The organism is Bacteroides sp. 3_1_13 (genome assembly GCF_001185845.1).
GTDB classification, from domain to species: Bacteria; Bacteroidota; Bacteroidia; order Bacteroidales; family Bacteroidaceae; genus Bacteroides; species Bacteroides xylanisolvens.
In genome coordinates, this window is record NZ_KQ236956.1 from 1,216,624 (window position 1) to 1,239,768 (window position 23,145).

At 41.8% G+C, this 23,145-nt stretch carries 10 protein-coding genes; 3 read left to right on the plus strand and 7 right to left on the minus strand.

The features are described from left to right. Window positions 1–55: 55 nt before the first annotated feature. The 3 genes from HMPREF9009_RS17585 to HMPREF9009_RS17595 form a co-directional block, all read right to left on the minus strand. Complete coding sequence (locus HMPREF9009_RS17585) at window positions 56–922, minus strand: transposase (RefSeq protein WP_049703369.1); 867 nt, start codon at window positions 920–922, stop codon at window positions 56–58. A 317-nt stretch (window positions 923–1,239) separates the two neighbouring features. Continuing rightward, window positions 1,240–4,089, minus strand: a complete 2,850-nt coding sequence (locus tag HMPREF9009_RS17590; protein ID WP_049702865.1) for a glycoside hydrolase family 2 TIM barrel-domain containing protein — start codon at window positions 4,087–4,089, stop codon at window positions 1,240–1,242. Window positions 4,090–4,125: 36 nt separating this feature from the next. Next, window positions 4,126–7,380 carry a glycoside hydrolase family 2 TIM barrel-domain containing protein gene (locus HMPREF9009_RS17595; RefSeq protein WP_049702866.1) on the minus strand — a complete coding sequence of 1,085 codons (3,255 nt, stop codon included), beginning with the start codon at window positions 7,378–7,380 and terminating at the stop codon, window positions 4,126–4,128. 256 nt (window positions 7,381–7,636) lie between these two features. Here HMPREF9009_RS17595 and HMPREF9009_RS17600 point away from each other — a divergent pair, with 256 nt between their 5' ends. After that, window positions 7,637–9,136 carry a sensor histidine kinase gene (locus HMPREF9009_RS17600; RefSeq protein ID WP_004314671.1) on the plus strand — a complete coding sequence of 500 codons (1,500 nt, stop codon included), beginning with the start codon at window positions 7,637–7,639 and terminating at the stop codon, window positions 9,134–9,136. On the opposite strand, the gene HMPREF9009_RS17605 is transcribed toward HMPREF9009_RS17600, so the two are convergent. From HMPREF9009_RS17605 to HMPREF9009_RS17615, 3 genes are all read right to left on the minus strand, one after another. Further along, entirely contained in the window at window positions 9,133–9,978 is an 846-nt protein-coding gene (locus tag HMPREF9009_RS17605) for an AraC family transcriptional regulator (protein WP_004314666.1), read from the minus strand. The two genes, HMPREF9009_RS17600 and HMPREF9009_RS17605, sit on opposite strands and share 4 nt — an antisense overlap. A gap of 199 nt (window positions 9,979–10,177) precedes the next feature. Next, on the minus strand, window positions 10,178–14,389 hold the full coding sequence (locus HMPREF9009_RS17610) for a beta-d-glucuronidase/beta-L-arabinofuranosidase (protein WP_049702867.1): 4,212 nt from the start codon (window positions 14,387–14,389) through the stop codon (window positions 10,178–10,180). A 312-nt stretch (window positions 14,390–14,701) separates the two neighbouring features. Next, entirely contained in the window at window positions 14,702–17,401 is a 2,700-nt protein-coding gene (locus HMPREF9009_RS17615) for an alpha-d-galacturonidase (RefSeq protein ID WP_049702868.1), read from the minus strand. 216 nt (window positions 17,402–17,617) lie between these two features. Between HMPREF9009_RS17615 and HMPREF9009_RS17620 the strand changes: the two genes are divergently transcribed. Then, window positions 17,618–20,050, plus strand: coding sequence for a sensor histidine kinase (locus HMPREF9009_RS17620; protein ID WP_049702869.1), 2,433 nt, complete (start codon window positions 17,618–17,620; stop codon window positions 20,048–20,050). A gap of 114 nt (window positions 20,051–20,164) precedes the next feature. After that, window positions 20,165–20,695: a GNAT family N-acetyltransferase gene (locus HMPREF9009_RS17625; protein WP_049703370.1), complete on the plus strand. Its 531-nt coding sequence runs from the start codon at window positions 20,165–20,167 to the stop codon at window positions 20,693–20,695. 122 nt (window positions 20,696–20,817) lie between these two features. On the opposite strand, the gene HMPREF9009_RS17630 is transcribed toward HMPREF9009_RS17625, so the two are convergent. Then, a complete protein-coding gene (locus HMPREF9009_RS17630; RefSeq protein WP_049702870.1) occupies window positions 20,818–23,022 on the minus strand; it encodes an alpha-L-rhamnosidase-related protein in 2,205 nt (734 codons plus the stop codon). Window positions 23,023–23,145: the final 123 nt, after the last annotated feature.

The following is a 23,145-nucleotide window of genomic DNA, read 5'->3' on the forward strand; positions in this document are numbered from 1 at the left end:
GTTCGCAAATCTAAATAAATAATGCGAATCAGTAGTTGAACTCTGATTCCTTGTTTTAGAAAATTAGATAAATGAATGCGATGGCAATTTTGCCCATCGTATGTACTAAAAGTCCAGATGTAGATCTGACTTTCATCGCTCTTTGAATATTTGTTTTTTCATTCAGCCAGTTGAAAAAAGATTCTATCGGTTGTCTGACCTTTGATAATGCAGTTGAAAACAGGTCTCTGCCCGCTTTCTCTCTTTGAGTAATAATAGGCTCCTCTCCCTTTATTGCTTTAACGGGAGTCATCATGGTTACCCCTTGTTCCTGCTGTTTGTTTCCCCAGAACGAGAAGTCTGAGTATATCTTATCCGCAAATATATATCTGTTTATAAGACTATCAGCGGCTTCTCTTTTAAGAACAGTCAGATCATTCTCCTCTGCCGATGATAAGATGATCATTTCGGGGAATGGAATGGTTCCTTCCCTGCGGAAAGCTAAGGTGTGAAGTTTGAGCCCGAAATAATACATGTTCTTTGTAGAGCAGTATCCTTTAGTGGCAATTTCAGTAGCCACTTTTCCGGTTTTGTTCTTTCCTGCACAAGTAATGATGGGCATGGAGTCAATAAGTGATATCATAGAATCGCAATCTGTTGGTTTAAAGAAAGTAATGAGATGCTTCACCAGTTCATTAATCGCCTCACTCATCAGGTTCAGCCGATAGTTGAATGTTTGATAAGAGGGAAGGTTAGGGAACCAGGAAAGCAAATATTCTTTGGTGAATGTATGTATCTCTTTGATGCTAAAATAGCGCTGATACGCTCCGCAGAACAGATATACGGTAAGCAGCTCCTGATCAGTGAAGATCGGTGTAGCGTTATTACTGAACCTCTGACAGTAGAACTTCAGTGAAGACTGATAAACATCGCAGATATACATATATATTTTTATAAGTTTTAGCTCTTTCTCCTTGGGAATCATAATTAGAATAATGAGTGGTTTTATTCTTCTAATATACTGATTTTCAAGGAGATTAAGAAATAAATAAATGAGATAATTAATTGAATAATAACAATTTAACTAACTGAATCAGCTAGTGATTTCAACTACTGATTCGCATAAATAAGAGTTCTTGCCTCCAAATATAGAAAATTTATTTTACGGAAAAAAATTTGTAGCCATTTTCATTCTCAAACTTCAGAAGATTAAATAAAAAAAGGTACCCAACGCAATGTGGATACCTTTATATGATTCATTTACATAAACCGGAAAATGACTCGTCCGGTTTGTGGACCATTTACCCATTTCGGTTGTGAAGAGGGACCACACAAATCGGTGGAGTTTACTTTATTACGTACCGGAGGAATCACGTTCAGGACAGAGATTCCGCTTTCGGGAAGAGTATAAAGCAAACGGTCGCGGCCATCACGAGGCTGATATACTCCGATATATGCGTCGGGAGTTTCGTTTGTCAGGCTGATAGTGCCTTCTTTCGTTTGGATATTCATCCAGGAAACATCACCAAAGTATCCTTTGAATTCGGGATATGTGAAAGTCTCACCCGGAATAGGATCGTTATAGTCGTTTTCCCAAACATCGTATTGTGTTCCGTGAATACGGTTTTGCCATACACGGTAAGGTCCGGCACCCAGCCAGCGTTTGCTGATTACCTGATCTTCAGGATAGTCGAAACGAATACCCATCAAGTCTACGACACCGGAGAAATTATAGGTGTAATCCAAAGCCAGTTCCCCACTCGGGTTAATTGTCCATTGGGTCTTATCCAGGTTGCCCAGTTTATAATTGGCGGTAACAACCAGATTACCTCCGTCTTCTTTCACATCCAGTTTCGTAAATACGGCAGCATCGGGGAATTCGCTGTATGTGCGGTCTTTTTCTTTTGCTTTCTCATCATCATGGTTATAGAACTGATCCAATGAGCGGTCTGCACGACGGGCTCCGATGAAACGGGGGCCATTGGCGAAACTAATCTTACGGTTATCTACAGATACTCCTTTTAGTTGTCCGTCTTTCTTTGAGAAGATAAACGTACGCTTATTCGCTTTCACAGTAAGCTCATTTTCTGTCTCTGTATAAGCAGGACGACTGGACAAGGGAGAAAGCTGTTCTGTCTGCTGATTCAGTTGGTTGACCGGGAAAGTCCAGCGCCAAAGTTCATGGCCGTATGGATCGATTGCTGTCAGGAAGAGGGCGTCTGCATTGGGGAGGATATTTGTTTTTATATCCAAAATGCCTGCCGAATGAGCAACCACGTCACTGCCTTGCACTTCACCCTCTTTCAACACTTGAATAGCAGCATTGGAAGCATCTGTTGCCAGCGGGAATTTTACTTGCTTCCAAAGGAAACGGCAAGTATTCAGATTCAGATAATCGTAACGGTTTTCTACGGAGAATTTGCCATCAAATTGCTTGTTGATAGAAGTATTCATGATTTGCACCGGACTCCATAACTGCTTGATAGTGTAGTAGCTACCTTCCTTTTCGTGATGTGGTCCTACAATACCGTCTGCTCCAAAGTTTCCTTGGTTATCGATGAATCCATCCATATCCACACGCTTCACACCTTCGTCTGCCAATACCCAAAGGAAGCCACCGATACAACGGGGATGCTTGCGCATCATTTCCCAATAATCGTATAATCCGGCACCATGGCCGCCATCGTATAAACCATGCAAGAATTCCGTAGGCATAAAGATTTCCGGTAAGCGCATGTAGTTCTGGCTTTCTCCGTAAGAGCGGTAATGCATGGTTTCAAAACCGGAGAAATTACCTTGCGGGTGAATAACCGGACGTTTCTGCGGATCGTATTTATGAAACTCTCCATCCAGTTCGGTATTCCATCCTTTTTCATTACCATTACTCCACCAAATAATAGACGGATGATTCACGTCACGTTCTATCATGCCTTCAATCAGACGTACTCCGGTGGGGGTATCATACTTGCCATGCCAGCCTCCCAATTCATCCATCACATAAAGTCCGAGAGAATCACAGGCTTCCAAAAATTCCGGGTCAGCCGGATAGTGGCTCAAACGGACAGAATTCATATTCATGCCTTTCATCAAAAGAACATCTTCGATATTCTTCTCTTTACTCAACGTACGGCCACTTTCAGGACGGAAACTATGGCGATTGACACCACGTACATTGATACGTACTCCGTTTATATAAAGTCCGTCGCTTTCGCGTACTTCAATTGTGCGGAAACCAAAATTTTCTGTTTCACTATGCAAAACCTTACCGGTCTTATCCAATAGAGAGAATTGCGCTTTATAAAGATTCGGAGTTTCCGCTGTCCATAATGCGGGGTTAGATACATTCAGTTGCAGGGAAGTCCAGTCGCCTCCTGTTTTTACGGGTACGGTGGTTTCCGTTATCTTTTTCCCTTTTTTATCTAAAATCTGTGTACGGATGCTCATTCCGTCATTAGAGATATTTGTGTAACAGTTGGCTCGGAAAGTTCCATCCATCTTTGCGTCAATGGCAATGTGCCGCAGGTTTACGGCTGGTTTCACCTCCAGGAACACCGGACGGAAGATACCGCCGAAATTCCAATAATCAGCACGACGTTCGGCAAGGTTCACACTAGCATTTTCACTCTCTTTGGCAACAGTGACTTCCAGTAAATTCTTTTTGCCATATTTCAGGAAATCCGTGACGTTGTATGAAAAACGATAGAAGGCTCCCTGATGTTTGGAACCCACTTTGCGTCCGTTCACTTTTACTTCCGTGTCTGTCATTGAAGCTTCGAATACAAGATTGACCTGTTTGCCGCGAAACTTTTCCGGAACTTCAAATTCGTACTTATACATCCCTTTTTCATCGGCAACGCCTTCAGGAAATGGCTTTCCATAGAAAGTGATTCCATACTGATAAGTGCCGAAGCCTTGCAATTCCCAACAGGAAGGTACGCCGATTTTCGTCCATTTGCCGGAATTGCGTCCGTCGGTACAAAAGAAGTCCCATTCAACCATATCGTCGCATCCGTGACCGGAGAGATATTGCCTTTCCGTTTGTGGAAGGTTTTGAGCAGCTAGGGTAGTTGCCAACGCCAAGGTTGATAATAAAGTGGTTACTTTTTTCATTGTTACTTTTATTATTGTGTTAGTTATTTATTGCTATTATTGTTTACTACTGATACGGAGATGCAACGTATGTTCTTTTTTCTCTATGGCATATTTCTTCAATACACCCGGTCCGCAACTACTGTTTCCTAATCCAAGTACGGCAGCATCCATACTAAGAATAACTTCTGCACGTGGTTTTAAATCGCAATCGTGAGTTTCTTCATAGATGTCTTGTACGGTGTAATGCAGGGCAGATGCAGAAAATGCGTTTTCTACCGCGTCAACACGAATGCCTTTATTCTGTTTGTCGGTCAAGGTAAGATAATGCACTTCCTCTTTGTTTCCACTGTCCTGCGGACGTGGATAATGTACGTATTGGTCTGCAACGCTTCCTTTCCAAAGCCCTATCATAGCAGATGTTTTGCGGTCAGGATAGTTATCCTGTGGTCCTCTGCCATACCAGGTAAATGTATCATAAGCAGGCGCCAGACAGAATGCGATTCCTAAACGGGGAATTTCAGGAAGAACTCCTTGTGGCAAGAAAGTTGTTTTCAGATCAATCGTTCCATCTGAAAAGACCGTATAGACAGAAGTCGTCACCACTTTTCCTTCTTTATATAAATTACTTGTTTGAATCCGGACAATGACCGCCCCGTCTGCACGTTTTTCATGGTGGAAAGATTCCAGATTTATCTGCGGATGATCCATTCCATGCAATTTCCAGTCTTTAGCCAACCAGTTTCCGAAGCTCTTGTCATTATCTGTCGGAGCACGGAAAACTTGAGTGACAGGCTGAACCGGAAAATCATCGGAGTGAGCCAGCATTTCTTTGCCCTTATATATAAGGGAAGTCATACTTCCGTTCACTTTCTTTTCCCACTGAACAGAAAAACTGCGCCCGCTAATCAATAAAGAATTATCGTCCTCTTTCACCTGAAGCGCTCCTTTATTAATCAGATCGGCAGAAGCTAAATCTCCTTTCTGTAAGCAGAATTGTTCCCAGGCCACTTCATGTCCTGCCTTTGCCCAAAGAGCATCCGATTTCAAAACAATGCTTACTTTCAGTTGGCAATCGGAAAGAGTTTTCAATGATCGGAAAGCCGGCAAACCGATTGTGCTACTTTCCCCTGGAGCTATTTCCGGCAATGTTATTTCTCCCCGTTCTTTCTCCTTACCATCCACTGATAATGTCCATAGACAACGATAAAGTGATAAATCAATATGATGATTCCGGTTGGTTACTCTCAACTCTCCATTCTCAACTTTCAACTCAACTGGTGCATATACCTTTTTTACCTCCCAATATTTAGGCGTAGTTTCACGGTCGCTCATCAGCAATCCATTAAAGCAGAAAGCTTTTAAATTCGGCTTATCGCCAAAGTCACCGCCGTAAGCCACCATGGTACGGCCATCGGGTAATGTCTTGTAGATTCCCTGATCTACCCAATCCCATATAAAACCACCTAGCATACGGGGATTGCTATATATCTCATCCCAATATTCCTTGAAATTTCCTAATGCATTCCCCATGGAATGTGCATATTCACTCGTCATCACCGGACGGTCGTCATTGGTACGTTCCGCAATTTCCAGCAACCGTTCCCAACGTGCATTTTCAGCGCGTTCCTTGTCTTCTCCCTCTGCAATGCCGGGATTTAAGTATTCCTGTTTCACCCGGGTATAAAAGCGGCTGATAACATCGACCGTCTTCGGGTCAGGATTTCCGTCCACTCCCTGCGCCCCCTCATAGTGTACAGGACGAGTGGGATCGAAATCATGCAGCCATGCCGAAATAGCAGCGAAGTTCGGTCCGTAACCGCTTTCGTTTCCCATGCTCCACATTACAATACATGGATAATTCTTATCACGTTCCGCCATACGGACCGCACGGTCCATAAATGCTGCATGCCAGTCGGGGGTACTTGCGAGTGTTCCACGCAATCCGTGTTCTTCTATATCCGCTTCGTCCATCACGTACAATCCCAAGCTGTCGCATAGCTCGTACCAACGGCTTACATTCGGGTAATGACTGGTGCGCACAGCATTTATATTTGCCTGCTTCATTAAAAGAATATCCTGAAGCATTCGTTCTTCGCTCATGACACGTGCCGTCCGTGGATCATGTTCGTGGCGGTTCACTCCACGAAAACGAACCGGATTACCGTTCACTAACAGTTGTCCTTTTTTGATTTCTACAGAGCGGAAACCTACGGCCTGTTCTATCTGTTCTACGACTTTTCCTTCTCCATTTTGGAGAGTTAAGTGTAATTTATAAAGATAGGGTGTTTCTGCCGTCCATCTTTCCGGCGATTTTATAATGGCTGACAAACGTCCCATCTTACGCGGGCCACGCTGCGGATACCATTCATTCATCCGGCTTGCTTTATGCTCCAAATCAAGCATATCTTCCACATCACCTTTCAATGTGGCAACTTCTTTGCCTGAAGCATCCTTTAATACTCCCTGTAAGACATACCCTTTTCCGGTCATCCCTCGATATACACTGAATTGCGGATCAATCTGCAAAATAAAGTCTTCATAATCACCAGCAGACGCAGGAAGAGTGCGTACCGCATAATCACGGACATGAATATCCGGCGTATGTATCAGATGAATACTACGATGAATACCACCAAAACGCCAGAAATCCTGATCTTCCAGATAAGAACCGTCACTATATCGGTAGACTTCCAGTGAAATTTGATTTTCTCCGGATTTCAGATACTTCGTGACATTAAATTCACTCGGTTCCATACTGCCTTGGCTATACCCTACCCGTTTGCCATTGATCCAAACATAAAAGGCGCTCATTACGCCCTCAAACCGTAGAAAAGTCTGTCCATTCGCTTCCCATCCGGCCGGCAAGACAAAGGTACGACGATATTGCCCTACCGGGTTTCGTTCTTTATACGTGGTATAGTCAGTTTTCGGTTCTCCCATCACCCGTGGAGGATCTATTTTAAACGGATAGCCTGCTGAAACATAGATAGGCGTGCCATATCCGTTCACTTCCCAATTGGCGGGAACAGGAAAATCCGTCCAATCTTTATCATTAAAATTTGTCTGATAGAAATTCATGACTCTTTCATTGGGAACGGGAGTCCAACGGAATTTCCAGGTTCCGTCTAAAGAGATTGAGCCGTCTCCTTTCTGTACAGAGAAAGGAGTAAAAGCGGCTCTTGCCGGTTCACGATTGATCTGAAGAACATGATGATTCTCCCAATCATGCATTGTTTGTGCCTGTATCGGGCTTACAAACAATACACCCAATAGTAAAGTATATATTTTCATTCGTTCTTTTTTCTTCATATCAAGTAGACGGACGAAAGGGCATTTTGTACCCCTTTCTTTTATTGGAAAAGATGAAAGTTTCATTCTATTAATATTTGAATATCGAATATTAAAATAAGAATATTGTATTAACATTAAATATCTTGCAATTTAAAATAACCGTATAAGTCGCTCAAAAAGAGCTGTAAATATGTTATAATCTTCACAGAAATGGTTTTCTTTGTTATAAGATATGTCTCATATATCTTATATTCAGTATAAAACAATAAAAGAAATGGAAGATTACAAACAGACACTCTATAACGATGAATTATTAAACATTTTACCCGACGGAGTGATTATATTTGATACAAATGGAGAAGTTATACAACTCAATCAGCAGGCTTTTGCAGAACTGCATGTTCATCCGTCGGTCAATGATATGCTTCCCTTTCCTACCAATCGTTTATTTAAACTGCTAAATAAAAAGGAAGATATACTTTCGACTATTCTGGAAAAGATTCGTCAGGGAGAAAATACGTATTCATTACCTGAACATACCTTCATGCAAGAACAGGTTGATTACACACAATTTCCCATAAGAGGAGAATTTGCAACGATCAGGGATAGAACTAATTTAAACAAGATCTTATTCTTTTTCCGCAATATTACAGTAGAGCTTACACAGGAATATATTCTGAATACTGCTTTGCAAAGAACCAGAATCTATCCATGGTATTATGATATAAGTCGGAGTGAATTTACTCTTGACGATCGTTATTTTGAACATTTAGGTATTCCGGCAGGAGAAAATAATACTTTGACAATGGAGGAGTATGTGAATATGATTCATCCGGACGATCGGCAACCTATGGCTGATGCCTTTGTTGTACAACTTAGTGGTAATACAACTTTTGACAAAACAGTTCCATTCCGTCTGCGCCGGGGGGATGGTACTTGGGAATGGTTTGAAGGGCAGTCAACTTATATTGCAAACATATCCGGCCATCCCTATCGGTTAGTGGGAATCTGCTTGAGTATTCAGGAATATAAAGACATAGAAAACACCTTAATCGAGGCACGTAAAAAAGCAGAAGAAAGCGATCGTCTTAAAATGGCGTTTCTGGCTAATATGAGTCATGAAATCCGTACGCCGCTGAATGCAATAGTCGGCTTTTCTGATGTTATAGGTTCCACTTATGATGAGTTAAGTGAAGAGGAACGTGCCGATTTCGTGCGACTAATCAGCATCAATAGCGAACATTTAGTACGATTGATTGACGACATACTTGATTTGTCCAAGATTGAATCAAATACGATTAAATTTACTTTCTCCAACTGTTCCCTTAACTCTTTAATGATGGACATAGAGAAAGAACAGGCAATGAAACCTATTTCCGAAATTGAAATAAAGTCATTATTACCGGATGAAGATGTTTATATCAACACAGATATTACACGCCTGAAACAAGTAATATGCAATTTCATTAATAATGCCCGGAAATTCACCCAAAAAGGATATATTCATTTTGGGTATACGCTTGATAACAGAAATGCGGATTCAGTACAAATATTTGTAGAAGATACCGGTTCGGGAATTCCGCAAGAATGTTTGAATGAAATCTTTGATCGTTTCTACAAAGTAGATACTTTTAAACAGGGAACCGGTTTAGGACTTTCTATCTGTAAAACGATTGTAGAACATCTGCAAGGAGATATCTCCGTTAAATCAGAGATTGGGAAAGGTAGTTGTTTTACCGTTACATTACCATTTGATAGAAAAACAGAAGATTAGCGTCCTCTATATTCTTGAGGGGTAATACCAGTATGCTGCTTAAAAAACTTATTAAAGAAGGAGATATTATTAAACCCTAAAGATAGAGCTATATTTTTTACAGGTTCATCGGTCGACTTTAAGCGGGATTTAGCTTCCATCAAAATGACAGAAGCAATCACCTCTAATGGAGTATTTCCTGCCGCCTTTTTAATTGTAGAACAGAAATGGGGCAGGCTAAGTCCTAACTCATCAGCATAGAAAGATGTTCCGTGATGGATTGTATAATGTTTCATGACTAATTTTAAAAACTCCTGATAAATCTCATACTTTCTTGATTGAGAAGACAGATACCAATTATTCTGTAACTTATATATTTCTGTAGCCCCTTGGATAAACATGGTAAGAACAGCTTTTACTATCTCCTTATTTTCGCGCGTCCTAAGTGAAGCGTATGAAAGAATAGATGATTCATAAAACATTTTATAACTACAGGCCTGAAGTGGAGATAAAGCAACTATCGGATTCTCCATAATTACCGGAAGAAGGTGCTGGGTAGCTTTCATCAAATTTATACTTTCTATAAAATGAGATGAAAAGCCTGCATAATAAATCTGGATATCGGATGAGAATGTGTGCACCTCTAATATGCAATTAGGCGGCAAAGTTATTAAATCATTTTCACTGATATGATGGGTATTGGTATTGATCGTCACCTCCATAGTGCCTTTTATACAAAGAATAAATAAGCCGGATTCAATCTTACATGGAAAATTCTTATAGCTCTTCAGTAAATCTTTTGCGAATCCCTCTCCTACAATATAATCAACCGGCAAATCATACTTTGGTATATTACTTTCCATTATTGCTCTTTTTGTTTGTCCTCAAAGATAGAGATTATTTAATTCCTATCTTTTAAATAATTAAAATCGGAACATTGAATCATAAAAAAATAACATCTATATTCTATTTCTAAGAAAATGATCCGAATATAAAGAAACGGGATGCGGAAAGTTTACCTTATCCGTATTCCGTTTTATTGAAATCAATTGATAGAAAGATTTATTGAATATCCAATGCATCAAAAGCAATTCCGTCCATATTTTCTGCCGAAAGTAATACTTTGTAATGTCCGGCATTGATAAAGGTTCCGGTAGTAGTGCTCATCATCTTCCACTTATCCGGTGTTTCCGGGAAGTTCAATACGTCCTCTTTCAATACTACTCCTTTTGAATCAATGAATTTCATTAAGACAGGTATTGGCTTTCCGGTAGTGTTCATATATTTAAAGCGAAGGGCGTACACTTGCGCCAACCCGGTAGAAACATTCCATTCAATGCTGTTGCCTTTTCCTTTACCAAAAAACACTCCCATCTGTTTGCGATGTTCTTTCTTTTGGAATTTGCCTTTCAGTACAGCCGTTTCTGCTTCGTATGATATACTGACACGAGCATTTTTGTCTTCCGGAAGTAACTCTTTCGGAGTCTTTTCCATTACTTCTTTATCCGCCTTTTCCCAACTCCAGCCGGACGCAGGGAATACCGTCGGTTTCAGCTCCCGATCTGTGCTGGCAATAGCAATGCCTGAAATCAAGGCTTGTCCTGCTTTCACTTCCGGGAAATGAATTTTCAACATTCCACCCTTCACTGTGGCATATACTACTTTCTTACAAACTCCGTCATGACCGCTTTCAGCCCAAATATCCAAGTCGTCTAATACAACAGAATCATTCACGGCAACATCAAATATACGCAGTCCTTCACAGTCGGTAAAAGCGCTTCCGCCCGTACCATGCCAAGGCTCTGTGAAATACAGTTCAATACGATATGTTCCGTCTGCCACAGGGAAACGATATTCCAGCTGATGACGTCCGAAGCGGAAATGTTGGAATAACGTCCAGTCGTGGGTGCCACGAATCGGATCATTGGTAGTACGTTGACTGGCAAGATAAGGATTCAGATCCTTGAAATTCTCCGCCCATGAACGCGAATAATTCGTATTGTCCTGTAACCAGAGCTGTCCGAAGCTATCTGTATAATCATCCCCTCCACAGTTGAGACGATACAGATAATTATATCCTGCCTCTCCTTTCAATATCTTTTTATCATCCTGATAAAGAAGTTCGAAGTTAGGGGCTTGTTCCAGGCCATTTAATAGGATCAGGTCTTCTGCCACCGGCTTACCTTTATAATATCCTACTGCACGAAGCACGTTATAACGAATATCCCGGTTTTCCCACATAAAATGAGTGCCTGTTCCGTTGTTCTTTTTACGTCCGAGGAAGGTTGCCTTTTCATTTGTCAGATCGTTGTATAGCAATACAGAATCACAATTGCTGTAAGCCTCGATAGTGGCACGGCGACGTCCTTTTTCAAAGCGGTTGGCCCATGTATGTGATATCAGGTAAACCATCGGGTCTTTTGCAGCCGGAACATAGTTGGCGCGATACATATAATATACGTCCAACGGTTCTTCCCACGGAGTAACCAATCCTTTATAATTGAACGGACCTACTTTATCTATCTTGCGATACGCTTCATCCGGTTGGCGGCGTCCGGGATTGTCATGACTGCTATATATCCACTGGAATTGTCCGCAAACACTATCTTTAGCCTGTTCTGCCAAACGGATTTTAGTTTCCATCAGCTGACACATACGGTCTTCACTCCACACTCCGTTCACCTGGAAATCTCCCGGCTCCGTATGTAGGTCGATGCTTCTCCACGCTCCATATTCTCCGTTCAACAATTGGTTCGCTTGAGAGAGCTCACGACCGTATTTCGTCACATCTCCTCCATACGTACCACTCCAATTTTGAATTACATTCCAGTCTGTACCTTCACCGCCATTACAGGTTGTTATGACACGCATTGTCTTGGCAGTCGGGTCCATCTCCCGGATAAGGTCACTGCACTCTTGTGCAAACTCACGAGGCAAAGTGCTTTCATTCTGCAATCCCCACATCACCACTGACGGAGAATTACGACGCTCTTTCACCCATTGACGAAGCAACTTTTTAAAGTTCTCACGAAACTCCGGAGTGTCATACCACACGTGGGCGGAAAATTGTGTCCAAAACAAGATTCCCTCTTCATCCCAGTACTTCTGATAATCGAGATGATGGGGCTGATGAGCATCGCGGAATGCATTGAAACCGGCTGCACGTATCTGTTTTACCCTTGCGGCAACCTGTTCATTACTGAACGCATGGCTTTGTCCGAACTGATGCTCATACTCACATACTCCATTGATAAACACCGGCTTTCCATTCAGGTAAAAACGTCCGTCTCCATCGTTTCGTTTTACTGGCCAGCTAATGGTACGAATACCGAAGGGTGTCGAAATTTCATCCGTTGTCTTCGTATCGCGCTTAATCATGCTAGCCAATTTATAGAGATATGGATTTTCTGTATTCCACAAGACAGGATTCTCAACAGGAGCCTGCTGGCGAATCACTTTCATTTCTCCCGGAGCTAAAGTTACTTTTTCAACCAAACGGAAAACTTGTTTTCCATCGGCATTGCTTAGTTTATTGACTAACTCTACCGTTTCTGTTGTTTTACTATAATTCTTAACCTCTGTTTCTACAAATACGTTAGCAGCCTTTTCGTCATTCCAAATATGTACACCGAAAGGTTCTATGCGAATCTCATCCGTTACTTCCAATACCACAGGACGGAAGATACCTAACGGTTGGGAACCCTCACTGAATCCCCATTCCGATGAACATCCTCCACATACCCAAGGCATATCGGCAATCATTTCAGGATGCTCGGCTTTCACTTCCAGGCTATTTACTCCCTGTTTCAATTCATCTGTGACATCCAAAGTCAACGTAGTGCGCCCTATGGGATGACGACCGAAGTCCTTTCCGTTCACTGTAATGGTGGCGTATGTACCTACTCCGTCAAAACGAAGGAAATATTTTTTAAGTTGAGAGTTGAGAGTTGAGAATTGAGAGTTGTTGAGGGTGAAGTCCTTTTTGTAAAGAACGGTTCCGTGAAGATTGCCGTGAGTCAATTGACGATACCCATAATAATCATCCCAGTTATGAGGTATATTCACAGTCTTTTCACTCTCAACTCTCAACTTTCCATTCTCAACTCTCCAAGTTTTCCAGCCTTCATTTAATTCAATAATTTGCCGGCGGTTCTTGATTTCCGGTTTCGGGAAACGGACAGCCGAACGTCCCATCGGCTTACTGGTAGCAATGGCAATGCCACGTTGCTCTGCGTTGTTTACCGCACAATAGAAATGATAAACCACTCCGTCATGTTTCACCACATAGCTCTTATGAGCAAACAGTTCATCGTAGTTCTTGGAGGGGATAATCAGGTCGGCCCCTTTCCAGTCGGTCCAGTTCACTAAATCATAGCTGGCGGCAAATGTATTGAATGCTTTATATTTACGCGAAGGTTCAAAAGCAGAGAAATAAAACATCACATACACATCTCCCATCTTTTGGATATGCGCATCTCCTGTAATGGTTCCATCAGCTTCATGCGCAAAGACCGGATTTCCGGAGTAGCGTTTCCATGTTTTCATATCTTTGGAAAGCGCAATGCCGACACGTTCGCCCTTTAAATTCGTTTCCGGATGATGCCCGCCCGCGTTGTAATACATCACAAACGGAGCTCCCAATGTTTTATCTTTATCCCAATAAACGGTACTCTTATATTGAGTCAGTTTTTCCCACCATTGGGCATCTTTATCATGGATGCTCAAAATCGGTTTGTCCAGAGATTCCCATTCATGTGCCGTAGAAATATCTCCTTTCGTCCATGCCAGTCCGACATAAAGCGGAGCTTTTACAGCTTCGTAGCCCGTTCCTTCACCACCGATATAAGTCATCCAATGGCGACCTTTATAAGTCTGAAGCTCATAGCTTCCACCCCATTCCATATCCGGCAATGCAGGAAATCCGCCACGCTGATTGCAGTCCCATTTTCCATCCCGATAAGAAAGAACCCGTCCCAAAGTGCGCCATTCGAGCAAATTATCACTTTCTGCTATCCAGGTTTCATAACCACGACCATCGGTTCCACCTTTACCGTTGTAAACCACATAAGTCATCAGCCACTTGTCTCCCTGGCGAAAAACGGTAGGACAATCAATCTTATGATAATTGTCTGCCGGGGCAACTGCGAGCCCGTACTTGTATGGTGTCTTTACTTCCTCGTAAATCTGCTCCATTCGTTCCTGCGGAACTTCCCTTTGCGCATACAGAGAGAAAGTGGTGGCTATACTAAAAACTGCCAGCAATAACTTCTTCATGATACTTTTTCTAATCGTTTAATACTTAAATAGTGCATAACCACTAAATGATAATTTTGCGGAGTGCCCTGAAAGGGCTTAATTATATAGCGTAGGGCAACGCCCTACGTAAAAACGACAATCTGAATTTGCGCCCTGAAAGGGCATAATTGTATACAGTTCCGCCCTTTCAGGGCTTGTGGCTGATGTGCCTTTTTCGTAGGGCGTTGCCCTACGCTATATAATTAAGCCCTTTCAGGGCACCCCAATAAATATATAATTGTAAGGCTTTCAGCCTAACCGATAAATTCCCATTTAACTGCTAAATTCCCATTAATAAAACAACCAATCCATTGTCTCTTCATCCCCGGCAAGCCCGGCATTACGAACTTTCGTTTCCGCAGCCGTGAATCCTAACACTTGCAGATAACCTTTGGGTAACATCAATGTATGCTTTCCAGCCGGAAAACTATATGCATGCACATTTGCCAAAGGCATTCCGTTGATACGGACAGCATTCGTCAACACGGGTTCCGCCTGACCGTAATCATTGGCTGATGCATCAATTTCCAGTTTCGGAGCTTTTGCATACTTTTTCTGGTCGTCTTTGAAATAAGCGACTAACAATTTCACCGGAGCATCCGTTTCGAAAGTGATGCTTGTGCCTTTCTCTCTCTGCTCATTTCCATTGAAGCGGAGCGCCTTCATTCCTTTCAATTCCGGAGCTACTGCTTCTATCTTACCTGGGACATCCACAAATAAAGAAATACCCTCATCCACTTTCACTGTCGGATAATTAGAGATCAGTTTCACGTTTGCAGGAGTCCAGGCAGCAATCTCGATAGTTTCAGTCACCGCATTTCCATTCTGTTTTTCTTTCAACAAAGCGAGGTTGGCTTTGAAATTTTCCAATTCCTTCTCATAGTGTACCAGCAATTCTTTCCAAGTCTTATTCTTTCCATCATCTCCACCAATAGGAATACGACGTTGGGCAGTCTGCATACTGTTGGCATACAAGTAATGTTCGTTCGTCAGTTCCACCAATTTGCGATAGTGTTCCAAGCTTTGTTCCATCAAAGGAATAGCTTCTTCAAGATTCTTAATCTCTTTTCCCCATTGATAATCCAATACCAGTTTGGCAGCTTTCACTTTCAGGTTGAACGCATACGCAAATTCACGATAACAATGCATATCATTCTGCAAACGTGCAAATTCATCCTTATTTGAAGAGACGGAACCTGCTGCTTTATCAATAGCCGCTACTGCTTTATCTCCATGTTCTATTACTTGAGCAACAATATCCAAAGGCATTTCACCTACATGAGGTTGCTTTTTCCATTCTTTTTCTACATACTCTATCAGCTTCTCTCCTTCCGGTCCGCAACTTTCATAGAATCCCGGATAGATCGTATATTTGTACGGATTGACAAGCTGACTCATAAACATACCCAGCAATAACGTTTGGCGATTTCCTTCTGTGATACCGAAACGACGCAATAACTTCGGAGCAATCTCACCGCTTTCTTCATAAGCTACACGGATATTGCTTGCATTTTCGTCAGATGTTCCGTAGAATTTGCCTAACTGATGGTTCCAGTAACCCATTTCATCTGTACGGTCGCGATGGCAGTTCCACGCATAGCGTCCCCAGGTCTGATACCAAATCCAGTCACGATCCAATTGGAACTCACGCTCATTGTTCGGCAATTTATCAGCAGTATAAGGCCAATCCCAATATGAAGCCTGTGGATAAAGGTGCAATGCATTGGCACCATGTACATTGTGCATGGCAGTTACCGCCTTCTGAACGAAATCCGGAGATCCCCAGCGGAACGGTTCCAAATTTGCCAGAATATGCACGTTACTGATGTGAATGGAACCCAACGAACTCAAATCTGTATGAATTTTCGCCCAGGGACCACGAGGCTCATAGGTAGTCAACGATTCACCATTATACTTATGCATCGTATAAAGATTCTTATAGAGTGGCAGTGCAGCATCCATCACCAGTTTACAGTCCGTATCGTGTGCACGCAATAAAAGGGGCGGTTCATCCGTACGTCCCAAAGCCTGTAATCCGTCTTTCACTCCCGGAATAATTGTTTTTGTAAACCATTCTACATCGTCCTCAACTGTACACATCGCTTCACCCAGACAAACAAGTAATCCTACATTGGGATATTTTTCAATGAAAGCAGCAATGCTCTTGCGTGTATAATCGGCAATCAGAGGAGTAATGGGACGGTTACGATCCTGTGTTTTCAGTCCGTAATGTTCAGCAAAAGGTTTGGAAAGAATAATATTATAAAACATCTGTATCACAAAGATACCGCGTTTGTCCGCTTCTTCTGTGAGGAAAGAGAACATTTCTTCATTCATCTTGAATGTTTCTTCATCTACTTCCAGTGCAAACGGATAATCTTCCAGTTTCACCAATGACGCAAACGGATGACCGTTCCAAAGGTACAGCGAATTCATGCGGTTGGCAACCAACATATCCAAGTATTTAATCCATTGTTCTTTATCATAAAACCAGGGGAAACTTTCCGGCGTATACGGATATTCGTATACACCATGTCCCGGCAGGTAGGTCATCTTCTGTAATCCTACACATGCACCACGCAATACCATTTCAGGACCGTCTTTCAGTTCCTCCGGGAAGTTCAACTTACCATCCGAATCATTCACACGGTCAATCAGTTCACGGCATCCGTAAATGACACCACTCCCATCCCTGCCGGACACTCTGGTCAGATTGCCCGTCGTCGAAATATGAAAACCTTCTTTCTTGAGTGTCGTGTCATTTACTTCCGTCAACAGAATCGTTTTGATTTCAGGATCGGAGAATGTCGTGTCTCCCTGTTGCATCATTACCTGATAACCGGCTTTATCCAAGGTAGTCTGTAACTGCTCCGCACCAAACAAAACACGATTTGACGCATCCGGCGGAGTCATAATCTTCACGGTTTGCCTGCCACACGCTGCCAAAAAAAGTGTGCATGCCGCAAACATGAATAATCTGGTATTTTTCATTCTTCTGATATATATTATAGATTATATAATTCACTTCTTCACTAAGAGAAAGACGAAATAATCCCCTGTTTGTACTCATTTGTCTCTTTTTCCACTTTTCAGCACCAAATTTCCACTTTCATCCTGCTGTGATATGCAAACGCCTCATTATTTAAAAGTTATGCTTATCTTTGCCGGCTAGCTTATAATATAAAACAGAAAACAAGAGCAAACAATATGAAAGAACAAACAAATTATGACTATGAAAAATACGTTCAGATAGCAAAAATGGCCAAAATGGGATGGTGGGAATCTGATTTGAAGAATCAAGAATATATCTGTTCCGACTTTATTGTTGACTTACTCGGTCTTGAAAGTAACCGCATCAGTTTCACCGAATTTCACCAAAGAATACGTGAAGATCACCGGCTGCGTCTTAAAAATGAATATATGTCTCTTTCTTATCTGGAGACATACGAACAAATGTTCCCAATCCGGGCAAAAGACGGGGAAATATGGGTGTACTCTAAGATTAATTTCCAAAAGCCCGATAAAGAGGGATATAGGAATATGACGGGCTTTCTGCAATATATTGACAGACCGATCGATACTACGAATGAAAACATTGATTTCTTTCAAGTGAGCAATCTGCTTTACCAACAAACTAATATTTCATATTCATTGCTTGCTTTTCTGCAATGTGATGATGTCACTCAAGTGGTTAACAAGACATTAGGAGATCTCCTCAACCAGTTTTTGGGCGATCGTATCTATATCTTCGAAATAAACCGAAAAGAACAACGCCAGGATTGCACTTATGAGGTTACCGCCGAAGGAATATCCAAGGAACAGGAATTCTTGAGCAATATTCCCTGGGACCCTTCTACCTGGTGGAATCATCAGATAGCCGAAAGAAGGGCTATCATTCTGAACACGCTGGACGACATGCCCGAAGAAGCTGCGGAATATCGTCAGACGTTGGAGATACAAGATATCAAGTCGCTGATGGTAGTTCCGCTAATCTCTAAAGAAGAGGTATGGGGCTATATGGGAATTGATATGGTAAGAACGCAGCGTAGCTGGAGCAATGTGGATTATCAATGCTTCTCCTCTCTTGCTAATATTATCAGTATTTGCATCGAATTGCGAAAGTCGGAATTACAAGCCAAAGAAGATCGTCTAGCTTTGGACAACAGCGAAAAGATATTGAGAAACATCTATAAGAATCTTCCGGCTGGCGTCGAACTTTATGACAAAGACGGTTATCTGGTAGATATTAATGATAAAGAGCTTGAAATATTCGGCTTGTCTGACAAGAATGAAGCATTAAGAGTTAATTTGTTCGATAATCCCAATATTCCTTCAGAAGTAAAAGAGAAATTAAGAGCGAAAGAAGATGTCGATTTCTCCATTGATTATGATTTCTCAAAAATAAGCCAGTATGTGAACACCCGGAGAAATGGGATTATCAATCTTACTACAAAGGTTACTGCTCTCTATGATTCTCAAAATCAGTTTATCAACTATCTGTTTATCAACATAGATACGACGGAAACGACCAATGCATACACCAAGATACAGGAATTTGAGAATCTGTTTCTTCTAATTGGTGATTACGCCAAGGTAGGATTTGCTCATTTCAATGTATTGACAAGAGACGGATATGCCCAAGATACATGGTACAGGAATTTGGGAGAGAAAGAAGGTATTCCCATGCCACAGGTTATCGGAGTATATGCACATGTGGTTCCTGAAGATCAGGCTGTTCTGAAAAACTTTGTAGGTGAAGTGAAAACGGGAAAGGCAACCAGTTTGCGTAAAGAAGTTCGTGTATGCAGGGAGAATGGCAAATATACATGGACCAGCATTAACGTAATGGTCAGAGATTATCGTCCGCAAGACGGCATTATTGAGATGTTGTGTATCAATTATGACATCACGCCTTTGAAAGAAACTGAACAGAAATTGATTATTGCCCGCGATAAAGCGGAAGAACTGGATCGTCTGAAGTCGGCTTTCCTAGCTAACATGAGTCATGAGATCCGTACTCCTCTCAATGCTATTGTCGGTTTTTCCAGTCTTCTGGCAGAAACGGACAGCAGAAACGAACGGCAGGAATATATCAAGATTGTGCAAGAGAATAATGAACTTCTCTTGCAACTGATATCGGACATTCTCGATCTTTCGAAAATCGAAGCGGGAACATTTAATTTTGTATATACCAATGTGGATGTAAATGAGACGTGTGCTGAAATCATCAAATCAATAAGTATGAAAGTGAGTAAAGGTGTTGAATTGATTTTTGAGGAACCATTCCCGGAATGTTATATCTATACGGATAAAAACAGATTCACCCAAGTAATCAGTAACTTTATAAATAACGCGTTAAAGTTCACCCAGCAAGGCAGTATCACCCTGGGATATGAACAAGTATCCCATCAGAAAATAAAATTCTATGTGCGCGACACCGGAATGGGAATACCGGAAGAAAAGCAAAAGAGCGTATTTGAACGTTTTGTGAAGCTCAATACCTTTGTTCAGGGTACAGGACTTGGACTTTCTATCTGCAAAAGCATTGTTTCCCAAATGGGAGGAGAAATTGGCGTGGATTCGACCGAAGGAATAGGTTCCTGCTTCTGGTTTACACACCCGTACCATGCTGCTGACTAGACTGACCATAAGTGAAGAGGGGATTCAATGAATAATAGTTAATACTTATAATAATGAATAACCTCCAACAAGGAAAAAAGAATTGTATCTTTGCATTCCATTATTATCATTATTATGCAAAAGTATATAGAAACACCCCGTCTGATTCTCCGCGACTGGAAAGAAGAAGACATCCCGTTTTTTGCCCGTATGAATGCCGATCCGAATGTGATGGAGTTTTTTCTTAGTTCATTGTCATCGGAAGAATCATTTGCCTTTTATCAGCGTATTCAAAATGAGTTCCAAACCTGTGGCTTCGGTTTGTATGCTGTAGAACGAAAAGAAGATCATGCTTTTATGGGCTATACCGGACTACATCAGATTACATTTGATGTAGACTTTGCTCCGGGCATAGAAATAGGCTGGCGGTTAGCACACGAATATTGGGGACAGGGTTATGCTCCTGAAGCTGCAACAGCTTGTTTGGAGCATACACGCAATAAAATGGATATAAAAGAACTCTTTTCTTTTACTTCCCTTCTCAACCAACGGTCAGAACGTGTAATGCAGAAAATAGGAATGGAACGAGTAAGGGAATTCGATCATCCGCTTGTCCCTGGTGAACATCCGTTGTGCAGGCATGTGTTGTATCACATCAAATTTTAAAAAGCTATTGACTTTCCTCTTTTAATTTCGTATATTCCAATAAAAAAGTCCCCGATTAACAATCCCCATTAAAATGAGGAACCGTTAATCAAGGACTACTCCACTAACTAATTAACAATGTATTATAAATGATAGGTAACAATTCTTTCTTCGGGTGAATCGATCCAGAGGCGCCATACTCCTACCGACACTTTTTCCGGTGTTCCGATATTTGCTTTAGGTGGACGACGGCTTTTGATGGTCAGATAGCCTTTCCCTTCTGTTGCTTTCACTTTCATCGTTTTGCTGTTCATATAGACATGGATATTGCCATTTGGAGTGGGCACAGTGCCTTCCATCCATTTCAATCCTCCCAATACAGGAGCAATAGCAAACTCTTTATATCCTTCTTTTACAGGTTTCACTCCCAGATAATATTTGCCCAACAGGTAGATAGGACTCGCTCCCCAGGCATGGCACAAACTCTTTCCGTATGGACGGCCATACATGGCAAGATGTTGCGTTCCGGTTTCTTCCGGGTTATATTTTTCCCAGAAGGAGGTAGCTCCTTCCTTCAACATTCCTCCCCAATAGGCTTTCATTTCTTTCATTACAGCATCTTGTTCGCCAAGAGCACAAAGTGCTTCCAGTTCGTAAAAACGCATATAGGGAGTCGTTATTTTCAGAATACTGTCATTTAGCAAAACAGACTGTTTAATGGCTTGTTGCTTATCTTCATTCAAATATTGAAAGAAGACAGAAAACATATTCGCATAACGGGTGACCGCATCACTTTGCTGACCGTTGACGCAGTTATGTACAAATGCCTGTTTCTCGTTATTCCAGAAGGCAGGTTCTAACTTTGCTTTCAAAGCAGCAGCCAGTTTCTCGTATTTCTGTTTGCCATTGGCATCTCCAACCAGTTCCGCACACAAAGCCATTGTTTCCAGACTTCTGCAAAATAAGATTTGTTCAAAAGAGAGTTCGCCTTTTTTATCCAGATAGCCGTCTGCCCAGTCCACAAATACCCAGTCGCCGGTCATGCCTTCTACCATGCCATTCTTATTGGTACGTCCCAACACGTAATCCATCATTGTTTGCATACGTGGATACAGTTGGTTGACAAAATGGCGGTCGCCACTATACATATAATAGTCATATACGCTAAGGAACCAGTAGAAAGTATAATCCATGATTGTATTACTGTGGCTGGTCACAGGGTCTTTGCCACGAAGTAACCAGATTGTACGTTTGACGGACTCGTTATCAAAGAAAAGATAGTAGTTCATCAAATAACTTTGGATGGCATCGCCACTCCATACCCAACGGTCACGTTTGATACCATCAATGAAGAATTCGCGGGTAGTGAGATGCATGGTGTATGCGCCAACTTCCCAAATACGATTCAGTTCTTCATCATTGCAACGGAAATTTCCGCGGTATTCTTCAGGAAGATATTCATATTGCATGGAGACTTCTCCAATCTGTACACCCGGCTCGTGAGTTACATAGACATAACGGAAGGCTTTGCTGTTCTCCAATGTATATTCGTTTTCAGAATTACTCAAAGGAGAAGTGCTGCGGATAGCAAGGTCGGTCACTTGTCCCGGTTCGAGCAAGAGTTTGTCCAATGTTTCGCAATATGCTTTATCTTTTGCTTCTTCCGGGCTTTCACCATAATAAATTTCTATTTTTCCTTTTCCGGAAAGATTCTTCAATGTGATAAATCCGAATGTTTCTTTTCCAAAATCATAAAGGATACCTCCTTCGGGCTGTTCTGTCTTCGTAACAGGTTGCTGCGGTTCACGCATCAGACTGAATTGGGAAGGACGTTGGGTAGCTCCGTCAAAGTTCCAGCATCCGGCATCCATATAGATAGTGGCAGATGTGTCACTCGCTTTTCCGCTCTCGTCAATCCATTCTTTATCTTCGTAAGTTACACGCCAGGAAGAGTCTGAATTCACTGTTTTTCCCTTCACATAAATAGTGGGAGGAGTTGCCTGATTCCAGACTTTGATGTTCAGATTATGTTTTCCGGCCGGAAGCAACATGGTTTCCGGCATACCGAACTGGAGCTTTCCATCCAGTTTGACGTTGTACTTTCCTTCGGCAGCAATAAAGATTTCTTCCGGCTCGGAAAGATTCAGTTGCTTGCTGAATTCTACGACAACATAATGACTGTCCGTTTTCCAAAAAGGAGGAAAAAATGCACCTCGTTCCGTACGACGGTTATTCATTTGATTTCCCAGCCAGATTTCGTAGTCTCCCGGATACCATATCCAGGTCTGGGCAAATGTGCTGCTTGCCAAAGACAAGGCACTAAGCAATATCATATATTTCTTTTTCATTTTTCTTTCTATTACTAACAAACTGAATCATAAGAAATAATTCGTTCCACAGTGGTTGACGTTTAGTTCCACATCTGTTTCCCTTTAGTTCTACAATTGTTTTCCTTTAGTTCCATATCTGTG